This is a genomic window from Candidatus Zixiibacteriota bacterium (assembly GCA_040756055.1).
GTDB lineage: Bacteria > Zixibacteria > MSB-5A5 > GN15 > FEB-12.
Genome location: JBFLZR010000004.1, coordinates 81737 through 102837, shown reverse-complemented (window position 1 = coordinate 102837; position 21101 = coordinate 81737). Strand labels below are relative to the sequence as shown.

The 21101-nt window shown below is 52.3% G+C and carries 16 protein-coding genes; 14 read left to right on the top strand and 2 right to left on the bottom strand.

The window, feature by feature from the left end:
- Positions 1-458 precede the first annotated feature (458 nt).
- The 12 genes from serS (at position 459) to AB1483_08640 (ending at position 14057) form a co-directional block, all read left to right on the top strand.
- On the top strand, positions 459-1724 hold the full coding sequence (gene serS, locus AB1483_08695) for a serine--tRNA ligase (GenBank protein MEW6412535.1): 1266 nt from the start codon (positions 459-461) through the stop codon (positions 1722-1724).
- Entirely contained in the window at positions 1724-2986 is a 1263-nt protein-coding gene (locus AB1483_08690) for a HAMP domain-containing sensor histidine kinase (protein ID MEW6412534.1), read from the top strand. Before serS ends, AB1483_08690 begins: the two co-directional genes overlap by 1 nt.
- 14 nt (positions 2987-3000) lie before the next feature.
- Positions 3001-4560, top strand: a complete 1560-nt coding sequence (locus AB1483_08685) for a bifunctional response regulator/alkaline phosphatase family protein (GenBank protein ID MEW6412533.1) — start codon at positions 3001-3003, stop codon at positions 4558-4560.
- Between the two features lie 3 nt (positions 4561-4563).
- The gene (gene tsaE, locus AB1483_08680) at positions 4564-5004 is read left to right on the top strand and encodes a tRNA (adenosine(37)-N6)-threonylcarbamoyltransferase complex ATPase subunit type 1 TsaE (protein MEW6412532.1); all 441 of its coding nucleotides are present in this window, start codon (positions 4564-4566) and stop codon (positions 5002-5004) included.
- 8 nt (positions 5005-5012) lie between these two features.
- Entirely contained in the window at positions 5013-5684 is a 672-nt protein-coding gene (tsaB, locus tag AB1483_08675; GenBank protein ID MEW6412531.1) for a tRNA (adenosine(37)-N6)-threonylcarbamoyltransferase complex dimerization subunit type 1 TsaB, read from the top strand.
- Positions 5656-6129, top strand: a complete 474-nt coding sequence (gene rimI, locus AB1483_08670; GenBank protein MEW6412530.1) for a ribosomal protein S18-alanine N-acetyltransferase — start codon at positions 5656-5658, stop codon at positions 6127-6129. Before tsaB ends, rimI begins: the two co-directional genes overlap by 29 nt.
- Before the next feature lie 13 nt (positions 6130-6142).
- Entirely contained in the window at positions 6143-6985 is an 843-nt protein-coding gene (accD, locus tag AB1483_08665) for an acetyl-CoA carboxylase, carboxyltransferase subunit beta (protein MEW6412529.1), read from the top strand.
- Positions 6985-8262, top strand: a complete 1278-nt coding sequence (locus tag AB1483_08660) for a folylpolyglutamate synthase/dihydrofolate synthase family protein (GenBank protein MEW6412528.1) — start codon at positions 6985-6987, stop codon at positions 8260-8262. Before accD ends, AB1483_08660 begins: the two co-directional genes overlap by 1 nt.
- A complete protein-coding gene (locus AB1483_08655; GenBank protein MEW6412527.1) occupies positions 8259-9647 on the top strand; it encodes an ATP-binding protein in 1389 nt (462 codons plus the stop codon). Before AB1483_08660 ends, AB1483_08655 begins: the two co-directional genes overlap by 4 nt.
- Positions 9648-9663: 16 nt before the next feature.
- A complete protein-coding gene (locus tag AB1483_08650; GenBank protein MEW6412526.1) occupies positions 9664-11811 on the top strand; it encodes a response regulator in 2148 nt (715 codons plus the stop codon).
- Positions 11812-11902: 91 nt separating this feature from the next.
- A complete protein-coding gene (locus tag AB1483_08645; GenBank protein MEW6412525.1) occupies positions 11903-13327 on the top strand; it encodes a sigma-54 dependent transcriptional regulator in 1425 nt (474 codons plus the stop codon).
- Between the two features lie 295 nt (positions 13328-13622).
- Positions 13623-14057, top strand: a complete 435-nt coding sequence (locus tag AB1483_08640) for a hypothetical protein (GenBank protein MEW6412524.1) — start codon at positions 13623-13625, stop codon at positions 14055-14057.
- 83 nt (positions 14058-14140) lie between these two features.
- On the opposite strand, the gene AB1483_08635 is transcribed toward AB1483_08640, so the two are convergent.
- Positions 14141-15337, bottom strand: a complete 1197-nt coding sequence (locus AB1483_08635; protein ID MEW6412523.1) for a cation:proton antiporter — start codon at positions 15335-15337, stop codon at positions 14141-14143.
- A gap of 144 nt (positions 15338-15481) precedes the next feature.
- The gene (locus AB1483_08630) at positions 15482-18160 is read right to left on the bottom strand and encodes a valine--tRNA ligase (protein MEW6412522.1); all 2679 of its coding nucleotides are present in this window, start codon (positions 18158-18160) and stop codon (positions 15482-15484) included.
- Positions 18161-18317: 157 nt separating this feature from the next.
- On the opposite strand from AB1483_08630, the gene mazG reads away from it, so the two are divergent.
- Together mazG and AB1483_08620 are read left to right on the top strand one after the other, a co-directional pair.
- On the top strand, positions 18318-19109 hold the full coding sequence (gene mazG, locus AB1483_08625; protein MEW6412521.1) for a nucleoside triphosphate pyrophosphohydrolase: 792 nt from the start codon (positions 18318-18320) through the stop codon (positions 19107-19109).
- Between the two features lie 335 nt (positions 19110-19444).
- The gene (locus AB1483_08620; GenBank protein ID MEW6412520.1) at positions 19445-20644 is read left to right on the top strand and encodes a hypothetical protein; all 1200 of its coding nucleotides are present in this window, start codon (positions 19445-19447) and stop codon (positions 20642-20644) included.
- Positions 20645-21101 lie beyond the last annotated feature (457 nt).

The window sequence follows — 21101 nt, the reverse complement described above, 5'->3', positions numbered from 1 at the left end:
ATTTTGCCTCAAAAGGCAAGCAGAATCTGGGCAATCAGTCATTTTTTTGTTGGGCAACGTGTTATAAGGCTTCTTTCCACAGACGCTCTCAGGGTAAGCTGTCAGGTGGGGACACCTGACAGCACACATTGTCTCAGCTGCCGCTGTAACAGCCGGGGGGCAAAATGGTTGCAATTGACTTAATTTGTTGATTACTTTATAATTAGTGGAACTCTGGCGCCCCTCGGCCTTAGAAATTGTGGCGGGATTACAGAGATTATGGCAGGAGACTGGGAAGGCTCCTGCCCTACGGGAAGAGAATTCGAGCTTTTCTCATATGACGGCGGGTTCGAAGACGGACCCGCCCTACAGGGGCTGAGAGCCCTAGAAATGACGGCGGGTTCGAAGACGGACCCGCCCTACGAGAGGAAAATTGGGGCGGGTAGACCTCAAAAATAGTAGATAACAGGATATTTACAATGTTGGACCTCAAATTCATACGCGAAAACCCGGATCTGGTAAAAGCCGGGCTAAAAAAGAAATACGATAACTCCAATATAGACAAAATACTTGGGCTCGATGACCGTCGGCGCGAAATAATCCGCCAGGTCGAGGCCCTCAAAGCCGAACGCAATGCCGCTTCGGCCGAAATCGCCAAAAAGAAAAAGGCTGGAGAACCGGCCGATAACGCGATCGAGGCGATGCGAAAGGTTGGCGAAAACATTGCCGCCATGGATAATGATCTTCGCGAGGTCCAGCAGCAAATCAACGACCTTTTGGCCTGGATACCTAATCTCCCTCACGAATCAGTACCGGTCGGGCCGGATGAAACCGCCGCGGTGGTTGTGCGCGAGTGGGGCGAGATCAAGAAGCCGGATTTCGAGGTTTTGCCGCACTGGGAGTTTGGCGAAAAGAAGGGTTGGCTGGATCTTCCGGCAGCCGCGCGCATATCCGGGGCCGGGTTTTATCTGCTCAAAGGCACCGGCGCGCGACTTCAGCGGGCGCTGGTCAATTACATGCTCGATGTCCACACCAAGAGCGGCTTCACCGAAATAGCCCCGCCGTATCTGGTCGGTGCGGATGCTATGTTCGGAACCGGGCAGCTTCCGAAGATGGCCGAAGATATGTACCGGACCGAGAACGACAATATGTATCTGATTCCGACCGGCGAAGTGCCGGTGACTAATCTCTACCGGGGCGAGATTCTGAGTTACAAGGACCTTCCGATGAACATGGTTTGCTATACGCCCTGTTTTCGTCGCGAGGCAGGAGCGGCCGGCAAGGATACGCGCGGGATGATACGGGTACATCAGTTCGACAAAGTCGAGCTGGTGAAGATTGTCCGTCCGGAGAGTTCCTACGATGAGCTTGAGTCGCTGACAGCCCAGGCGGAGAAGATACTTCAGGGACTGGATATTCCATATCGGGTGGCCGCTCTGGCGAGCGGTGATTTGTCTTTCGCGGCGGCCAAGTGTTATGATCTCGAGTTGTGGGCGATGGGGGTAGGCAAGTATCTCGAGGTATCATCGGTATCCAATTTCCAGGATTTCCAGGCGCGGCGGATGAACTGCCGGTTCCGCGATGAGGATAAGACGGTGAAATTCCCGCACACGCTGAATGGTTCGGGAGTGGCGCTGGCGCGTCTGGTCGCGGCGATACTCGAGAATTATCAGAATGTCGACGGCGGCCTGACAGTGCCGCGCGCTCTTCGGCCGTACATGGACGGGGCGGAAACTATCGGATAATGGCGTCATCCAAAAGTACAAAGAGTCGCAGTGTCGACCATCTGTACGTCGGAAAATCGACCGTATTCAAAATTTTTCTTCTCGGCGGCGTCACGATCATATCGGCGATTTTCATCTGGTACACGTTTCGCGTTATCGACGAACTGCAGCAGGATACCCGTTCACAGGTGGAGAAGTATGTTCGGATGTGGCAGTTGGCGGCCAACTCGAACCTGTCGGGCGGGGAACTTCAGTTCATTTTCGACGAGATCATAGTCAAAGCCAATTTCCCTATAATCGTTTTAGACAGCGGACGAGAGCCGATTCATCACCGCAATGTGCCCGGAGTTAAGCCGGGAGACATGTCGCCTCAGACGATTGTACGTCTGAAGAAAGAAGCGGCGGAGATGATCGAGCAGAACGGCGAGTTTCCGCTGGTGTTTTCGGGGTTGTCGCACGGGTTCGTGAATTATCTCTGTTATGGTGATTCGAGCGCCATCAACCAGCTCAAGATTATGCCGTTCGTGGAAATCGGGATAATCGTGGCGTTTATGATCGTGGCGATAGTCGGTTTTCAGAATATCCGGCGCAGCGAAGAGCGGCACATCTGGATCGGCATGGCCAAGGAGACGGCGCATCAATTGGGCACGCCGATATCATCGCTGATGGGTTGGCTGGAGGTTATCGAAGCGGAGAAAGAATCCGGCAACTATTCCGGCGAGGAGAAGCAGCTTCTGGCCGACACCCTCGCCAACAGCAGAATTGATGTGGTGCGGCTGCAGAAGGTCGCCAACAGATTCGGGCAGATAGGTTCGATTCCTGAGTTGAAAAGCGCCGACCTCAACGAAACGATACGGGAAGCGGTGGATTATTACAGGCGGCGACTTCCTTTTGAAGGCAAGGGGATCCAGCTTGAGTTTGCCCCGACGCAGCTTCCGCCGGTCGACTTGAATCCGGAGCTTTTCGGGTGGGCGCTGGAGAATTTGATAAAGAATTCGCTTCAGGCGGTAGATTCCAAGACCGGGCGGGTGGATTTGAAGACTTCGCCATCGGATCGCGACGGATGGGTGGTTGTTGAGATTACTGACAACGGTCCGGGTATCCCGCCGAGGTCATCGCGCAAGATTTTTAATGCCGGTTTCACCACCAAGAAACGGGGATGGGGGCTTGGCCTGACACTCGTGAAACGGATCGTTGAAGAGTATCACAATGGACGTATAATCTTGCGCAGGTCGAAGCCGGGAGAAACGACCTTCGAGATTCAACTTCCGGTGGCAAAGTAACGCGAAAGTAAGATATGTCGAGACGATTGAGTCCGAAAAAAATCCTGTGGGTCGACGACGAGATTGATTCGTTGAAACCTCACATTCTCTTTCTGGAGAAGAAGGGGTATGAGGTGTCGACGGCCATATCGGGTGATGATGCTATCGCCATGGTTGGGAAAGAGACGTTCGATGTGGTGCTTCTGGATGAAATGATGCCGGGCAAGGATGGCCTGACGACGCTCGAGGAGATCAAGGATATCGTGCCGCATCTTCCGGTGGTTATGGTGACGAAATCGGAGGAAGAGTCTTTGATGGATGACGCGATCGGTCAAAAGATCGATGATTACCTGGTCAAGCCGGTGAATCCATCGCAGATTCTTTCGGTGATAAAACGTCTTCTGGATTCGCGTCAGATAATAACGAGTTCGGCCATGCGCAGGTATATCAGCGAAATCAGCCGGTTTAATCAGAAGTTGTATATGGATGTCACCGCCGAAGATTGGCTGGAGGCGGCGAGGATACTTGCGTCATGGAGTCTTGACCTCGATGAGCACAATGAAGAGGGTCTGGAGCACGCTCTTGTGGGAACGCGCAAGGAATGGAACAACGAGTTTACCAAATTCATAGAGACAAATTATACGAGCTGGCTGTTCAGTGAGGACCGTCCTGTGCTATCGCCGGATATCGCGGGTGAGTACGTGATGCCGCTTCTGACGGGCGGGCGGAAGGTGGTTTTCATAGTTGTGGATTGTATGCGTCTGGATCAGTGGATGCTGGTCGAGCCGCTTCTGGCGGAATATTACAACATACAACGGAAGTATTATTTTTCGATTCTACCCAGCGCGACGCCGTTTGCCCGCAATGCTTTGTTCGCGGGCGCTTTTCCCGATGAGATTCACAAGGCTTATCCGGACAATTACCGGGTGCAGGACGAGGGATCGTTGAACCGGTATGAGGAAAATCTGCTCGCGGACAATTTGTCACGGTATCGCATACCGCTGGAGGGAAAGCCGCGCTTTTTGAAGGTGCACAATGACTCAGAAGGTGACGAGCTGGCCCGGAGAATTTCGGATTTCTACGACAGTCCGCTGGTGTCTATCGTTTACAATTTCCTGGATATCCTCGTGCACGGCCGATCGAATAATATCATTGTTAAAGAGATCGCCGGGACGGAAGCGGCGTTTCGATCGCTGATGAAAACATGGTTCACGCATTCATCGTTGTTTGCCATGTTGAAATCGTTCGCCTCAAAGGACCATACCGTGATAGTGACATCTGACCACGGTTCGGTGCTCTGTCAGCGGGGAACGATGGCGCACGGTAAGCGGACGACCTCGACCAATCTCCGATACAAGTACGGAGATAACCTGAACTCGGATCCGAAGGAGTCGGTGATAATCAAAAAGCCCGACCAGTGGCGGTTGCCGTCACTCGGCCTGGCCACGACGTTTATCCTGGCGAAGGAAGATTTCTATTTTGTTTACCCCAATAAATTCAACGAGATGGTGCGGCATTTCCAGAATTCGTTTCAGCACGGAGGCATTTCTCTCGAGGAGATGGTGGTGCCGCTTGCCATTCTTAATCCGAAATAGACTATGCAACGAATGTTGAACATCATTTCGCACAGCGAAGAGGAGACTCTGGCGCTGGCGTCGAAGCTGGCCTTACTGTTCAAGCCCGGGGATGTGCTTGTCCTGACAGGGGTGCTTGGCGCCGGTAAGACGGTCTTCGTGCGGGGACTGGCGGCGGCGATGGGTATCGATGAATCCATCGTGAACTCGCCATCGTTTACACTTGTTAACGAATATCAGGGGGAGAAAACGCTTTATCATTTTGACCTGTATCGCCTGGGGGATTCCTCGGAGTTGTACGAAATCGGCTGGGATGAGTATCTCAGTCGCGATGGTCTGGTGGTGGTGGAATGGGGAGAGAAGGCAGCGGGATATCTTCCGGAAAGATATTACCAGATGGAGTTCGGCATTGTCAATGAGACCGACAGGGAGATAAACATCTCGTTTGTCAACGGCGGCGATTGAGGGTAGCAGTGAATATTCTCGCGATAGATACATCGGGTAAACATCTCAGATTAGCGCTTAGTTTTGGCGGGGATCGGCTGGTCAAATCGGACGAGTTGATGGAGCAATCGCACGGCCAGCTTTTGATGAAAAAGATCGGGGAGCTTTTTCGGTCGGCCGGTCTTCGCAAGGAGGAATTGAACGCCATAGTGATCTGTACCGGGCCCGGTTCTTTTACCGGTTTGCGCATCGGATTGGCCGCGTCGAAAGGGATGGCTGTGGCGCTCGGTATTGAGGTTGTGCCGGTGAGTCTGTTCGAAATCGCGGCTCAAAAGTTGAGCGCGGTGGATAGCGAGGTAAGCGTGGTCGTGCCGCTCAAGCGGGATGAGTTTTTTGTCAGCGAGGTGGCCGGCGGCAAGCAGGTATCGGAAATTCGTGTGGTGAATGACCGGGAGCTTGAGTCGCTGGTTAACGAGCGGCCGGTAGTGGCAATTCATTTTGACCTTCAAAATAACGCCGGTATTCTGGCGGCGAATGATCTGTCATCGGCGGTCGGCTATGACGCGGCTGATATGATTTATATTGGTCTGGCCAAACTCGAGTCGGGCTACAGCAGTGATTTGGCCATGCTGGAGCCTTTGTATGTTCAGAAATCACAGGCGGAGATCAGGTTTGAGCGACGAGGCAAAGGCGAAAACTGATATAGCCATAAGAGATATGGTGTTAGCGGATATTCCGCGGGTGATGGAGCTCGAGCGGGCAATATTTCCTGATCCCTGGTCGGTGGCGGCTTTTAAACAGCAAGTCACCGAAAAGGATTGGGGCGGTCTTGTGGCGGAATCTGATGGTATGGTAATCGGTTACGCCTGTTATTATATGGTCGCTGGCGAAGCCCATCTGACCAACATCGGGGTCGAGCCCAATTATCGCAGAAAATCTGTTGCCAAGCAGCTTTTGGACAATATCTTACAGTTCGTAGCCGATAACGAATGCGAGTATATTTTTCTTGAAGTAAGGCCCAGTAATAGCGGGGCCATAACTTTTTATGAGAAGTTTGGATTCGATGTGCTATATCGCCGGCCGAATTACTATCGCAAACCGGTCGAGGACGCTCTGGTGATGGGGAGGTATATCCCGCTGAAGTGAGAGATGATAATCAATGACGTGGTTTAGAAAAGATAAGTCTGGTTTGGCCCGCCAGGAGAAGAAGAATATTCCGGAAGGCTTGTGGACCAAGTGCGATTCGTGCGGCGAGGTGGTCTACAGCCGAAAGATGGAAGAGCTACTGTGGGTCTGTCCCAGTTGCGATTTCCATTTCAGGATATCGAGCCAGAAATATATAGACCTTTTGCTGGATAACGGTGAGCTGGAGGAACACGACGTTCATGTCGCCTCAAAAGACCCGCTCAAATTCAAAGATTCCAAACGGTATCCCGACAGAATCAAGCAGGCCCAGCAGAAGACCGGCAAGGTCGAGGGAGTGATTTCCGGTATCGGCAAAATTGACGGCATCATGGTATCGTTCGCCATCATGAATTTCGAGTTTATCGGCGGTTCGATGGGTTCGGTGGTCGGTGAAAAAATCGCGCGGGCGATTGAGCGGGCAATCGAGGGAAATATGCCGCTTGTGGTGGTATCCTGTTCCGGGGGAGCCCGCATGCAGGAGGGCATCCTGTCTCTTATGCAGATGGCCAAAACATCGGCATTGCTGGCGGTGCTGGCCGAGAAGCAGATACCGTACCTATCGATACTGACCAACCCGACCACGGCGGGGGTGATGGCATCGTACGCCTCGCTCGGCGACGTGATTCTCGCGGAACCGAAGGCGCTTTTGGGTTTTGCCGGGCCGAGAGTGATTCAGCAGACAATCGGGCAGGACCTGCCCGAAGGTTTTCAGTCGACCGAGTTTTTCCTCGAAAAGGGGTTTGTTGACAAGATCGTCCATCGCAAGGAGCTTCGCCCTACCGTCAGCCGCCTTCTGCACTACATGTGGAGAAAATAATGCCGCGTCATACTTACGAGGCAGCGGAGAAGTATATTCTCTCCCGCGAGTTTTTTGGCATGAAACTCGGGTTGGAAAATATCACCGGGTTTCTTCATCAGATTGGCGACCCTCAAAACAAATACAAAACGATTCACATCGCAGGAACGAATGGCAAAGGTTCCACGGCGGCGATGCTGGAGGCGATATATCGCGCGCAGGGCTATAAGACGGGACTGTTTACATCACCTCACCTGGTGAGCCTCCGGGAGCGCGTGAAGGTAAACGGGCGCAAGATTCCAAAACATTCGGTAGCGGCTTTTATCGATCGTCATCGCAAGGTGCTTTCTAAACGGAAGCTGTCGTTTTTCGAACTGACCACCGCTATGGCTCTGGAACACTTCGCGCGAGTCGGCGTGGAAATTGCCGTTATCGAGACCGGACTTGGCGGTAGACTCGATGCTTCGAATGTCCTTTTACCCGAACTCACGATTATCACGGATGTGAGTTTTGACCATATGGAGATACTGGGCGACACGCTGCCCAGGATCGCATATGAGAAAGCCGGCATAATAAAGCGAGGGGTGCCGCATCTTGTCGGACTTTTGCCGGAGCCGGCTGAGAAAGTTATCCGGCGGAGGTGTGTCAAGCTGAGCGCGCCATTTCACAGGTTGCGACTGACGGACTACCGGCCGTATCCGGAAAGAATGAGCCTGGACTTCAGGTACAACGGCCTGGCGATGAATAATGTCAAACCGGCTCTGATAGGCCCGCAGCAGTTGCAAAACTCGGCGCTGGTTTTGAAAGCGGTATCGATTCTGAGGGATCGAGGCTTATATGTCAGTCGCCGGGCTATACTGGAAGGTTTGAAACAAACTTACTGGCCGGGGCGTTTTCAGATTGTGGAATACCGTCGCAAGCCGCTTCATATTTTCGATGTCTGTCACAATGCGTCCGGGGTGGAGGCGTTCGTTAGAACGTTTGAGCTTCGTTTTCCGGGCAGGAAGGCGAAGGTTATTACCGGATTTGTGAAACGGAAAGAGCATCAGAAGATGTTTGACAGCCTGAGACGAATCGCCGAATCTTATGCTCTGGTGCCGCTGGCCACCGGCCGGTCCACTGATACGAGGGAATTGATTCGTACGATTGACTGGCGCGGCGTGCCTTACAAAAAGTACGGTTCGCTCGATAGCGCGTATAATAAAACAGTAAAGACGACCTCGCCTGAAGAAATAGTAGCGATAATAGGCTCGCATTATCTGGTGGGTGAATTTTTTGGCAAGCACAAGGTAAAATGAGCGGCAGTAAGAAAAAGCCAACTCAGAAACGATCCAACAACCCAGGTCCATCCAGCCCATCCGGCTCCATCGAGCGCAAAAGCGCCCTCAGGGAGCACGAATCGGTGGCGACGCTCAAGCGGGAACTTCAGGAAAAAATAACGAGTCTCACCGAGGCCAACCGGCAACTCAAGCGGAAAATATTCGATCTCTACACGATTTTTGAGATCAGTCGCAATTTCAACGCGGTGCTGGATTACCAGCAACTTCTCGACACCTTCATATACACGTCACTGGCGCAGGTGGGGGCCTCGAAGGCGGCCGTGTATATCGAGCGCAATCAGCGTGACGGTGTGTACGGCATGGCGAAACACAAAGGTTCGGGTGATTTCCCCGATGACAATTTGTCTTTTCGCAGAGACTCGGGGCTTATCAGTTATCTGACCAAGTTGAACCGTCCGGCCGCTACCAGCGATGTAATCACGGATCTGGCGTCCGAAGAGGAGAGGCTGATTCTGGAGAGATTTCATCCCGGACTGATAGTGCCGTTGATCTTTCAGAGCCGTCTTGGCGGCGTGCTTTTGATAACCGATAAGATGTCGGGCCGCGAGTTCAATATGGATGACATCGAGTTTTTGTCGATTCTGGGCAACAAGATATCGGTGGCTATTGAGAACACGCGTCTTTACGAGGCGGAGAAAGAAGCCAGCCAGCAACTGCGCGCCACGCAGCAACAGTTGGTACATTCGGAAAGGCTGGCGGCGTTGGGGGAGATGTCGGCTAAAGTGGCTCACGAGATAAACAATCCGCTTGGTATAATCAAGAATTACCTCCTGCTCACGAGAAAATCGGTTGGCAGCAACAAGAATGCCGGCGAGTTTTTGGAAATACTCAGTCAGGAGATTGAACGGATAGCTCGCATCGTAAAGGAACTTCTGGATTTCCACCGCCCGAAAGGTATCCAGTTCAGGAGGGTTGATATTGCCGCGGTGGTGAGCGACGTGCTTCTTTTGATGGAGCGCCAGATGGAGAGTAAGGGGATACGTCTGGAGAAGGGTTTCGAGCCGAACTGTCCCGAGGTCGAGGCTTCGCCGGAGAGTCTCAAGCAGGTGTTTCTGAATTTGATAATTAATGCGGTTGATGTAATGCCCAACGGCGGAAGACTCAAGGTGAGCGTTGTTAGCGAGGCGGACGAAGTCGTCATATCATTTCGCGACACCGGACCGGGTATCGCGCCCGATGTGATACCGCGGATTTTCGAGCCGTTTTTCACCACTAAGGAGCCGGGAAAGGGGACCGGTCTGGGGCTTTCGGTCTGCTATGGTATAATTAAACAGCACAAGGGGTCGATAACTTATAAAAACACCGATGACGGCGGCTGTTTTGAGGTGAGGCTGCCCAAATGATACACAGAAACGAGTCATGACGCCATTATTCGAAAAAATCATTGTGGTCGACGACGAAAAGAGAATGTGTGATTCTCTGACGGCTCTTTTGAGTGACGAAGGTTACCAGGTCGAGGCTTTTCAGGATCCCAGGCAGGCGGCGCAGGCAATCCGTACCAGTCGGGTGGATCTCGTTATCACGGACATAAAGATGCCCGAGGTCGATGGTCTGGAGCTTCTTCAGATTGTCAAGCAGGTTGATCTGGACATTCCGGTAATCCTGATGACCGGGTACGCGTCGCTCGATTCCGCTATTCAGGCCATCACGAGGGGAGCTTATGATTATCTGCTCAAGCCGGTGGAGTTCACGCAACTCGATTTGGCGGTGAGACGCGCCCTGGATAAACGTCGTTCGGACCTGTCCAGACTTCGAATCCTCGAGGAGCTCAAGATCTCCAACCTGATTCTTCACCGCCGCATCGGCGAACTCAATGCTCTCTACGAGGCGGGCAAATCGATTGGTTCCACTGCGAACCTGAAGGAACTGCTTCGGCAAATCGTCGTGCTGGCTTCAAGCGTAACCGAGGCGCAGGTGGGTTCGATAATGCTCATTGACGAGCAGGGGGAGTGCCTGACGATTGAGGCCGCTATCGGGCTCGAGGAGAAGATCATCGCGACCACAAGATTGCCCATCGGCGCTTCGATTGCGGGTCATGTCGCACAGAAAGGCGAGCCCATGATAGTCGAGAACGTCGAGCAGGATGGTCGTTTCAAGCGTATCAACAAGGAGCGTTACGGCGCTGCTTCGCTCTTGTGCTGTCCGCTGAAGATAAAGAACAAGGTCATCGGTGTAATCAACATGGCCAACAAACAGGGCGGCGAGGGATTCACGAAGAATGACCTGCACCTTCTCACGAATTTTGCCTCCCAGGCGGCGGTCGCTGTCGATGATGCCAATCAGTTCGAGAAGAACCGTCGCCGGCTGACCGAGTTTCAGATTCTCCATGAGATCACTACCGAACTTCCCCAGATACGCTCCCTCGGCGATTTCCGGGAAAAACTCATAGACAAGCTGAGCCGCGTTTTTCCCATAGACTACTCAATCTGGTTCAACTGGGATCCCTCGCGCAAGGTGCTGACCGCCGACGGTATCTCCGGCACCACCGAGGTACCACTGACGCGCAGCGGCAAGATCGATCTATCGAAAATAACCCGTGACAGTATCGTCTTCGGACCTTTTGACGACGGCGCTCTTGATGTTTCGGATATCGGTTCGATGACCTCGGCCGTCTCCGCATACCTCGATAAGAGCGAGTTGTTCCCCAATGCCAAGAACGCCCATGTGGCGATACCGATCGCGCGGTATGGTGAACTGGCGTACGTTTTCTATATGGCTTCGGATTTCAAGACAAAGTACAGCGAGGAGGATATCTCGCTGGCCCGGCTGGTTATTTCACAGGGAGCGATTCTCTTCGAGAAGGAAAAAGCGCTTCTGAATGCCACGCGTCTTTTGACCATGGGCAATATGATATCCGAAATCAGCCACGACCTGCGCCGTCCGCTGACATCGATAAAGGGAGGACTTCAGATTATCAGCCAGCGATGGCCGGATGTTATGGAGAACTCGCAGTTTTTAAAAGATGTTCAGGACGAGGTTCACCGGATGAACGAGCTGGTTAAGGAATTGGTCGATTTTTCCAATCCCAACAAATATCAAACCGAAAAAGTGGACTTGAGGCAGGTTGTGGAAAGGGCAAGTGAACTGGTCGACGCTGACCTTCGCAAGAAAAAGATTACGATGGAAGTGCGCTATGATGATGCCGACTGGAACATCATAATCAATAAAAACCAGATCATGGAAGTCTTTTTGAATCTTTTCCTCAACGCCATTGATGCCATGCCCGAGGGCGGCTTGTTGACCGTGCACGGCTTGATTGAAAAGCCGGGGCACAAGAAAGTAGACTATCTGGCTGTGAAAGTGACCGACACCGGTGTCGGCATCAGAAAGGAAAACCTCTCGAAAGTCTTTGACCGGTATTATACTACCAAGGATACCGGTACCGGTCTGGGACTGGCGGTGGTCGAGAGGATAGTATCGGCTCATAATGGAACCCTTACGGTGGACTCCCAGGAGGGGCAGGGTTCCACTTTCACGATATACCTTCCCTATGATCAGAGCATGTAGGTTGCAGCGATTTGCCGAAAGTGAGCAAAATCCAGTAATTTCAACTTGATTATTCTCCGCCGGTGACGATATATATGCAAAAGCTATCAATATGGCCAAAGACAAAGTAAAAATACTGGTTATCGATGATGACCCCAAGGTTTCCTGGATCCTCAGCGAAGGGTTGGCGGGGAAGTATAATTTCGTTTCCGCGCGCGACGGTATCGAAGGTCTTCAGATGGTTTCCACCGAGAAACCGGACCTGATACTTCTCGATATAAAGATGCCGGGAATGAACGGTATAGAGGTGCTCGAAAAGCTCAACAAGCTCGATACCCGCCCCGATGTTATCATGGTTTCCGGGCACGGCGAGACCAACTATGTCGTCGATTCGATCAAGCTGGGCGCCGCCGAGTTTATCAATAAACCCTTCGATGTTGAAGAGATTGAAATCCACATCAACGGCGTTCTGGAGCGTACGCAGCTTCGCAAGGAAGTCAGTGAACTCAAGCACCAGCTCGAGGCTCGGAGCAACTACGACAGCTTTATCGGTGATTCGCAGGCGATGCACAAAGTGCGGGCCATTATCGAGCAGGTTGCCGATTCCGAATTGACCGTGCTGATTCGGGGCGAGTCCGGTACCGGCAAGGAAATCGTGGCACGGTTGTGCCATCAGCTTTCCAGCCGCAAGAACAAACCTTTCGTTAAAGTGAATTGCGCCGCTATCCCGAGGGATCTGCTGGAGGCTGAACTGTTCGGTTATGAGAAGGGCGCTTTTACCGGAGCCCACAAGAACAAGCAGGGAAGATTCGAGTTGGCCGATAAGGGGACGATCTTTCTCGACGAGATAGGCGATATGCCCATGGAGCTTCAGTCGAAATTGCTTCAGGTTCTCGAACAACAGGAGTTCGTTCGCGTGGGAGGCATTCAGAACATTCACGTCGATGTCAGGATTATTTGCGCGACGAACCGCAATCTGGAGCGAGCCATCAAGGAACAGGGTTTCCGCGATGATTTGTTCTATCGGCTTAACGAGATAACCATATTCCTTCCGCCTCTTCGCGACCGTCGGGAGGATATTCCGCTTCTGGTCAGTTACTTTATCGAGAAATACAACAATCAGTACGAGCGGGAATTCGGCAGTCTTTCAGCCGAGATTCTTGACAAGCTGGCGTCGTTTACCTGGCCCGGCAATGTTCGCCAGCTCGAGAATATGCTCAAGCAGGTCGTGGTTCGCGGCGACGAGTCGGTGATATCCGATCTCATCGATTCGGCCGGTTCCGGACCGATCGTTATCAGTCCGGAAAACTCTCAACATTCTGAGGCGGTCAGCAACCCCGGTCCGGCCACCGCGAGTGACACGTATTCCCTCAAAGAGCGGGTGGGCAAGACTGTGGCCAGCGAAGAAAGAAAGCTCATCGCTGAGGTACTGGCGAAAACAAACTGGAACCGCCGCAAAGCAGCCGAGTTACTTGATATTAGCTATCGTTCGCTTCTTTACAAGATCAAAGACTATAATCTTAACGCCACGGATTGACCCGAGAGTCAAAGCAGATAAGAATGCTCCGGATTAGCAAATAGTTGCATAATAAATGCATACTATCCACTTGCGTCGTGTGGATAAATCTCGATACATGTTTTTTAAAGAATTTTGACCGTCAAGATTCCCCATTGTCTGTCAAGCGATTGCGAACTCTTCGGAGTTCTTTTCGACTCTGATGTGAGAAATATTTTCTTATTCTCTGAGCTCCTCGTCAAACCGGAATGACAGTTGCTGTAATCATTTTGAACAATAGCAACTGGGAAAACCCTACCAACCGAAGGGGATGGGTTTGGACGCACTAAAACTGATGGATAACTTGTTCCTTGATCGGGTCGATAACGAGCTGAAGAGGGCAGAACGATACAGGATTTTTATATCTCTGATAGTCCTTGATGTGGGCTTCATCGACTCGATTTTCCCCGGCCAGACGACTGAGATTATGGGCGACATTGTTGACGCCGTGAAAAAGCACATCAGGGCTATCGACAACGTGGCGGTTTTGCAGCCAAGCAAATTGGGTTTGCTGTTTCCAGAGACGACTCGTCAGGGAGCCGAGATTGCGTCGCGCCGAATAACCGAGTTGATCAAGACCAGGCTGTCCGAGCGCAGGAATGGGCGGCTGGACCAGATAATTCAACTGGAGATGGCGTCGTATCCCGACGCCGCCGGCGCCAAGAGCATCGATGACTTTTTGAGGGAGTATTCGGATACAAATTTGAATTAAAGTGCCCTGTTTTTTTATTACCTCCCATTCCCAAAGGAAGATCGCCCACCCCCTCCGGGCGGTCTTCTTTTTTTGTCTTGCGGCTATTCAATCGAAGCAACCTCGCGGACTTTATACAGCACCCATCGGATCACGGGAGGGCCGGCGGTCTCATAGATTATGATTGATGCGAGGACAAGGGGGGTGATGGTATTTCCCAGTTGGGGGTCGGCGTCATTTATTACGTTGACCAGTCCGATAGCCACTCCGGCCTGTACCAGCATCCCCAGCCCCAGATATTTGCGAACATCGGTCGAGAGATTTTTCCAACGGCTGACCGCATAGATACCGATGATTTTTCCGACCGGCCTGCTTACGAGGTAAGTTATGCCGGCCAGGCCCAGGGCGGGAAGGAGTTCCAGGTGCAAAGATGCCCCGGCGAGCACGAAGAAGGCGATATAAAGGGGCTGTTCGACTTGTCTCAGTTCGATATATATCAGGCGGTGCATCAGAGAAAGATTGGTCGTTACGGCGCCCATGATGAGGGCGGCGAAGAGCGGCTGAAGATTGAGAGTAGTGGCCAGTCCGATGACGAGCATCACGCCGGCGACGATGATCATGAGCAGTTCCGCCTGGTCCTCGACATGCTGTTCCCATTTTGATATCACGTAGCCAACCGCGGAGCCGATGACGAGCGAACCTCCGAGTTCGTACAGGGGGCTCATGGCGGCGTAGAGCAGGCTGGTACCCTCCCTGATCTGCCCGAGCGAGAAGACGAATTCAAAGCTGAGGATACAGACGATATTCGATGTCGCCACGATTGTTATGAGGGTGTCGGTGAAGTCGCCGCGGGCTTCATATTCACGCAACACGAGGATAGTGGCGGCCGGCGCGATTTCGATCCCGATCGTCGCAAGCAGGAGAGCGGGAAACCAGTCCATACCGATTATCAGCAACGATACGGCGATAAACATTGCTGCGCCCAGTGACTGACCGATTGTGAGCCAGATGGTTTTCTTCCCGACCGAACGGATGTGGTGGATTTCAAAGACGCCACCGATAGCGAACATTATCAGGCCGAGTGCGATATCGTTAATGAGCGACAGATTCTCGACGACCTCGGTGGAGATCAAATTCATCAGCGAGGGGCCGATGACTATGCCGGTAAGTAGATACCCGGTCACTTTCGGCAGCTTGATTTTGCGGGCGATTTTTCCGCCGAGCAGACCCAGGAGCATAACGGCGCCGGCCGGAGCCAGGTAGTGGAGGGTGATGTCGAGAATGGGTATATTTTCGGCCACGGTATCGGTTCGAATTAAAGGGTGAGTTGTTTAGCCATAATGTTGGATAATCTGGAGCGATTTACAAGCACTAATTTGGTTCGAAGACAGTCCTCACCATCGCGGATTGATTGACCTGCAGGGATGGAGAGTAAGCGGAGGTCGCTACCAGTCGAGAATCTGTTCGAGGTTTTTGTTGAGCTTTTCGATGCGTTCCTGGAAATCGTCTTTCTTGGCTCTCTCTTTACCGATAACGTCCTCGGGGGCGTTGGCCAGAAAGTCCGGGTTGGCCAGCTTTTTGGAGATCTTCTCCAGCAGGTTTTTCAGGTTGGCCAGTTCTTTTTCCAGGCGTTTCTTCTCGACCTCGATATCGATAAGTCCGGCCAGCGGGACGAATATTTCGGCTCCGGAAATGATCGCCGAGGCGGAGATGGGCGGTTTTTTGATATCGACACCGGTGAAGAGGTTTTCCACTTTGGCCAGCGAACGGAAATACTCTATATGTTTTTGCAGCAGGTCACCGAATGACTGTTCGTTAACCCGCACGTAGAGGTCTGATTTTTTCGATGGATGCACGTTGAGTTCGGCGCGCACCGAGCGCACTGCCATAACCACGGCCTGAATCTGCTCGAGGCTCTGCTCGAGTTCGGTGTTGATGTGGCGGCCATCGGATTTCGGCCACGGTCCGAACATGATTGTCTGATGGCTCGAGCCGATTTTATCGCGCAGTTCGAGGAAGATATTCTCGGTGACAAACGGCACCATCGGATGAAGCAGCTTGAGGATCTGGTCGAGCACATAGACAGCGACTCTCAGCGAGCCGGGGCGAATCGGCTCGCCCGGTTGGTCCGGCTTTATCAGTTCGACATACCAGGAGCAGTAATCGTTCCACACGAAATTGTACAGTGTCTTGGACACCGTCGACAGGCGATATTCCGTAAAGGATTTCTCGACCGCTTCGATTGTTCTCTCGAGCCGCGAGAGGATCCATCTATCGAAAATAACGAGATCGGAATCGTCGATTTGACTGACATCGATAGTCTCATCTTCCAGACGCATCATCACGAACCGGGAAACCTGATGCAGCTTGTTGACAAAATTTCTGCCCAGTTCAAACGTATTGCGGCTGATCCACGGATCCTGGCCGTCGGGAGTCGCCAGCACCAGCGACATACGGAGAGCGTCGGCGCCGTACTTGTCTATAATCTCGAGCGGGTCGATGCCGTTACCGAGCGATTTGGACATCCTGATACCGTTGGCGTCGCGTACGGTGCCGTGGATATAGACATCGGCAAAGGGAGCATCACCCACGAACTCATACCCGGCCATAACCATGCGGGCCACCCAGAGAAAGATAATTCCCGGGTCGGTGGACAGCACCTTGGTGGGATAGAACCTGCCGAGTTCCGGTGTCTTCTCGGGCCAACCCATCGTGGAGAAGGGCCAGAGCCACGAAGAGAACCAGGTGTCGAGAACATCTTCATCCTGCGTCAGGGTCGCCGGGTCGTGGCCGGCGCACTCCTGTTCGGTAGGACGGTCAACCGAAACGAACATGGTGCCGTCTTCGGCGTACCAGACGGGGATGCGATGTCCCCACCAGAGCTGACGGGAAATACACCAGTCGCGGATGTTCTCCATCCAGTGCAGATAGGTTTTCGACCAGTAATCGGGGTGGAAACGAACCTTGCCGCTCCTGACGGCATCGATAGCCGGTCTGGCCAGTTCATCCATTTTGACAAACCACTGGTCGGAGAGATAAGGCTCGATTACGTTGTGACATCGATAGCAGGTACCGGCCGCGAGGTCATATTTTTCGATTTTTTCGATGTGGCCCTTTTTCTTCAACTCCTCGACGAGCTGCTTGCGGCCTTCGTATCTGTCGAGACCTTTGAATTTGCCGGCGTTCTCGTTAAGGGTGCCATCGGTGTTGAGGATGTTGACCTCTTCGAGATCGTGACGTCGTCCGATTTCAAAGTCGTTGGGGTCGTGAGCCGGGGTGACTTTTACCACACCGGTGCCGAACTCCGGATCGACGTAGTTATCGGCGACAATCGGGATTTCGCGTTCGAGGATCGGCAGGATGATAGTCTTGCCGACATATTTTTTGTAGCGGGTGTCTTTGGGGGAGACGGCCAGCGCCGTGTCGCCGAGCATGGTTTCCGGGCGAGTAGTCGCTACGGTCAAAAACTCATCCGTGCCCTTGAGTTTGTATTTGATATACCACAGATGGCTGTCGATATCCTTGTGTTCGACCTCATCATCGGAGAGAGATGTCTGACATGAGGGACACCAGTTTACGATACGGTGCCCTTTATATATCCAGCCCTTTTTGTACAGATGGGTGAAGACTTCGGCTACGGCGCGGGAGAGGCCTTCATCGAGCGTGAAGCGGGTGCGATCCCAGTCGCAACTGCAGCCCATCTTCCTGAGCTGATTGAGAATCTTGTCCTTGTGCTCAATGGCCCAGTCGCTGGTGCGTTTGAGGAATTTCTCACGGCCGATATCGCGACGGGTGAGGCCCTCTTTGGCCAGTTGTTTTTCCACGATAACCTGGGTTGCTATACCGGCGTGGTCGGCTCCCGGTATCCAGGCAGCCTCGAATCCCTGCATGCGATGTTTGCGAATCAGAATGTCCTGAATGGTGTTATTCAGGGCGTGACCGAGGTGCAGGATGTTGGTTACGTTGGGCGGCGGGATTACGATGGTATAAGGGGGTTTCTTCGAGTTAACATCGGCGTGAAAATATCCCTCTTCGAGCCATCGCTGGTAAATATTATCTTCAACCTCGGCCGGCGAATAGGCCTTGGTCTTCTTTTCGTTGTTTTGGTTTTCCTTGCTCATCATATTTTCTTGCGCTATATTCGACCGTTGCTGCCCCGCAGGGGGTTCAGCGGTGAGATTTCAAAGGCAAAACGCCAAATTTAGGCGGCCTCGGACGTTTTGTCAAGGCATACATTAACATACCGTCTTTTAGCGACTTTAGGTAGAATTATCGTCACCCGTGGCTGATTTCAAAAGCAAAGTTTTCGACAAGAATCTGCCGCCATTTGAACGGCTGGTGGCGATTATGGCTGTACTGCGCTCCGAAGAGGGGTGCAATTGGGATCGCAAGCAGACCCATAAGAGCTTGTTGCCATACCTTATAGAGGAATCCTACGAGGTTGTCGAGGCGGTCGAGTTCGGCGATTCATCGATGCTCTGCGAGGAACTCGGAGACCTGGCCTGCCAGATGGTCTTCCACGCCCAACTGGCTAAAGAGGCCGGGTCATTCGATATTAATGATGCTTTGGAAAGCATTAACAAAAAGCTCATTCACCGTCACCCGCACATTTTCTCGGAGAAAAAAGACCTCAGCCCCAAAGAGGTTCGCGACCAGTGGGAGAAAATCAAGGTGGAATCGGGGGAGAAAAAGTCAGTTCTCTCAGGATTGCCGGTCTCAATGCCGGCTCTGCTTATGGCTTACAGGATGGGGGAGAAGGCGGGAGGAGTGGGGTTCGATTGGAATAATCCCCGTGAGGTGATGGATAAGATATCCGAGGAGATAGAAGAGATCGAAGCCGAAATGACCAAAGGGGATAAAGGGCGGCTCGATGAGGAGATAGGCGACCTTCTGTTCGCTGTGGCCTCGCTGGCGCGGAAGATGGAAATCGATCCTGAGCAGTCGCTCAGGCGCGCGCTGGTAAAATTTCGCTTAAGATTCGCTAAACTCGAACAGGCTGTCAATGATTCGGGCAAGAAATTCGGCGATTATTCGCTCGATCAGCTCGAAGCGATCTGGCAGAGTATCAAGTAAGTTATTTATCTTCAATACATTATATCGATTGGGTGACCAAACTAAAATGGTCGCGTTTGTCTTGTATGGCCATTGCAATGGCCTTTTTTTTGTTGAATTGAATTTGTTGAATCAATAATTTTTTTCAGCCTTTGCAGTTGATGGGATACTTTAAGGGTTTGGCATAGATCAAAGGGAATTGGTAATTAGGGATAAGCAGACCGGGTCATTTTGGGAGTGATCCGAAGGGAGGTTTGCCTATGATGTAACAGCGGCGCGCACTTCAGTGAGGGATTTTAGTAATCCAGTTTTTTTGCGACAAACTGAATGGATTCAAACTGACTATAGAGGATTTTATGATGAAAAAGTTATTTATTCTTACGTTCGCGGTCCTGCTCTTAATGGGCACGACCTCCATGGCTACCGACACCAGAGTGTTGACCATGGGTGACAACAATACTGTGTTGCTCGATGACGCCAATATCTGGCTGTTCCCGTCGAGAATTTTCGAGTATCAGAAGATAGCGGTTGGTGAGTTCGGCGTGAACGATGATTTCACCAACTTTGGTGTTCACTGGGCGTTCGGCAACGACAATCCGATCGTTTTCGGCACTTATTTCAGCAAGCTGGCGCCGGCGGTTCCGACCGATCTGCTTGGCGGCAATCTGGTACCCTTTGATTTCGCACTTCTGGACAACCGCCGTATCGATTTCCTGTATGGCAACCAGGTGGGCGATCTCACTTTAGGCGCCCGCATTTCCTACTACAACAGCAGCCAGGAATTCGACTATCCGGCCGATCAGTCGGAGGAAGGTTTCAGCTACTATGATTTCGATTTCGGGCTCACGCCGTCCGGCGGCGCCTGGGATCTGGCGGTGAATGTCGGGTTCGGATCCTGGACCGACAAAAATGCTGTGGGTCAAAAAGAGACTGAGGCCGATGGCTTCATGGATATCGGCGTTCTGGGCCGCTATTTCTGGCAGCGCAATCCCAACTACACGTTCATTCCTCATGCCGGATTCTTCCACAGCAAGCGCGGTATCATAGACAATCTGTACGACGGTGATCCGGCCACGACGGATGATCGGACCGACAAGTACACTTGGACCGGTTGGGATCTGGGTATCGGTACCAACTACACCCCGGCCGCCAATGTGCTGGCCGTGATGGATTTCGGCTTCATGTACGGTAAGTGGAAAGACGAAGTGGATATTACTCTTCCGGCTGCGGCTACGGGTGAAACCACCGAGTCTTATTCGGTGCTTCCGTATTTCAAGATTGGTCTTGATGCCGACGTGTTCAAATGGATGGATGTCCGTCTGGGCGCGACATCATACTGGACCAGTTTCACCGAAGAGGATAAGGGCGCGAACGAGAAATTCAAGGCGAAATACGCCGCCAATGATACTTATCTCGGTTTCGGATTCCACTGGAACAGGCTGCATGTCGACACCTACACCGATCCGGAGTTGTTCCTTCAGGGATTTGACTTCATTTCGGGCAACGGTGACACCGACATGAATTTCCAGCTTTCAGTTGTATATGAGATGATGTAGACACCTGTGACGTAGCACCTTTATGGCCCGGCCAACGGATTGGCCGGGCTTTTTTTATGCGGTGTACTTAAGTCTTTCGGGGGGTGCTGCTCGGCCAGGGCAGATGAGGACATCAGGGCAGATGAGGACATCTGCCGCTCACAAGTGGTGGTCGGTCAAAGCAGATGGGGACATTTGCCGCTCACAACGCGTTAGATGCGATCGGCAAGATCGCGTCATTCCGTTGAAAAACGGAATCCAGTCCCAGTAGGTTTCGACCTGCTTTTGATAGTTCAGGGCAGATGAGGACATCTGCCGCTCACAGTATGGGGGTCGGCTCGGTCAGGGCAGATGGGGACATCTACCGCTCACAACATAAATAAGTAGAAAGATGTCGGGTTTCTTGGCGTGTGTCCCTCGCTGTGCGAGGCCACACCCGGCGGAACACCGACCTACTTTCGATAGTTCAGGGCAGATG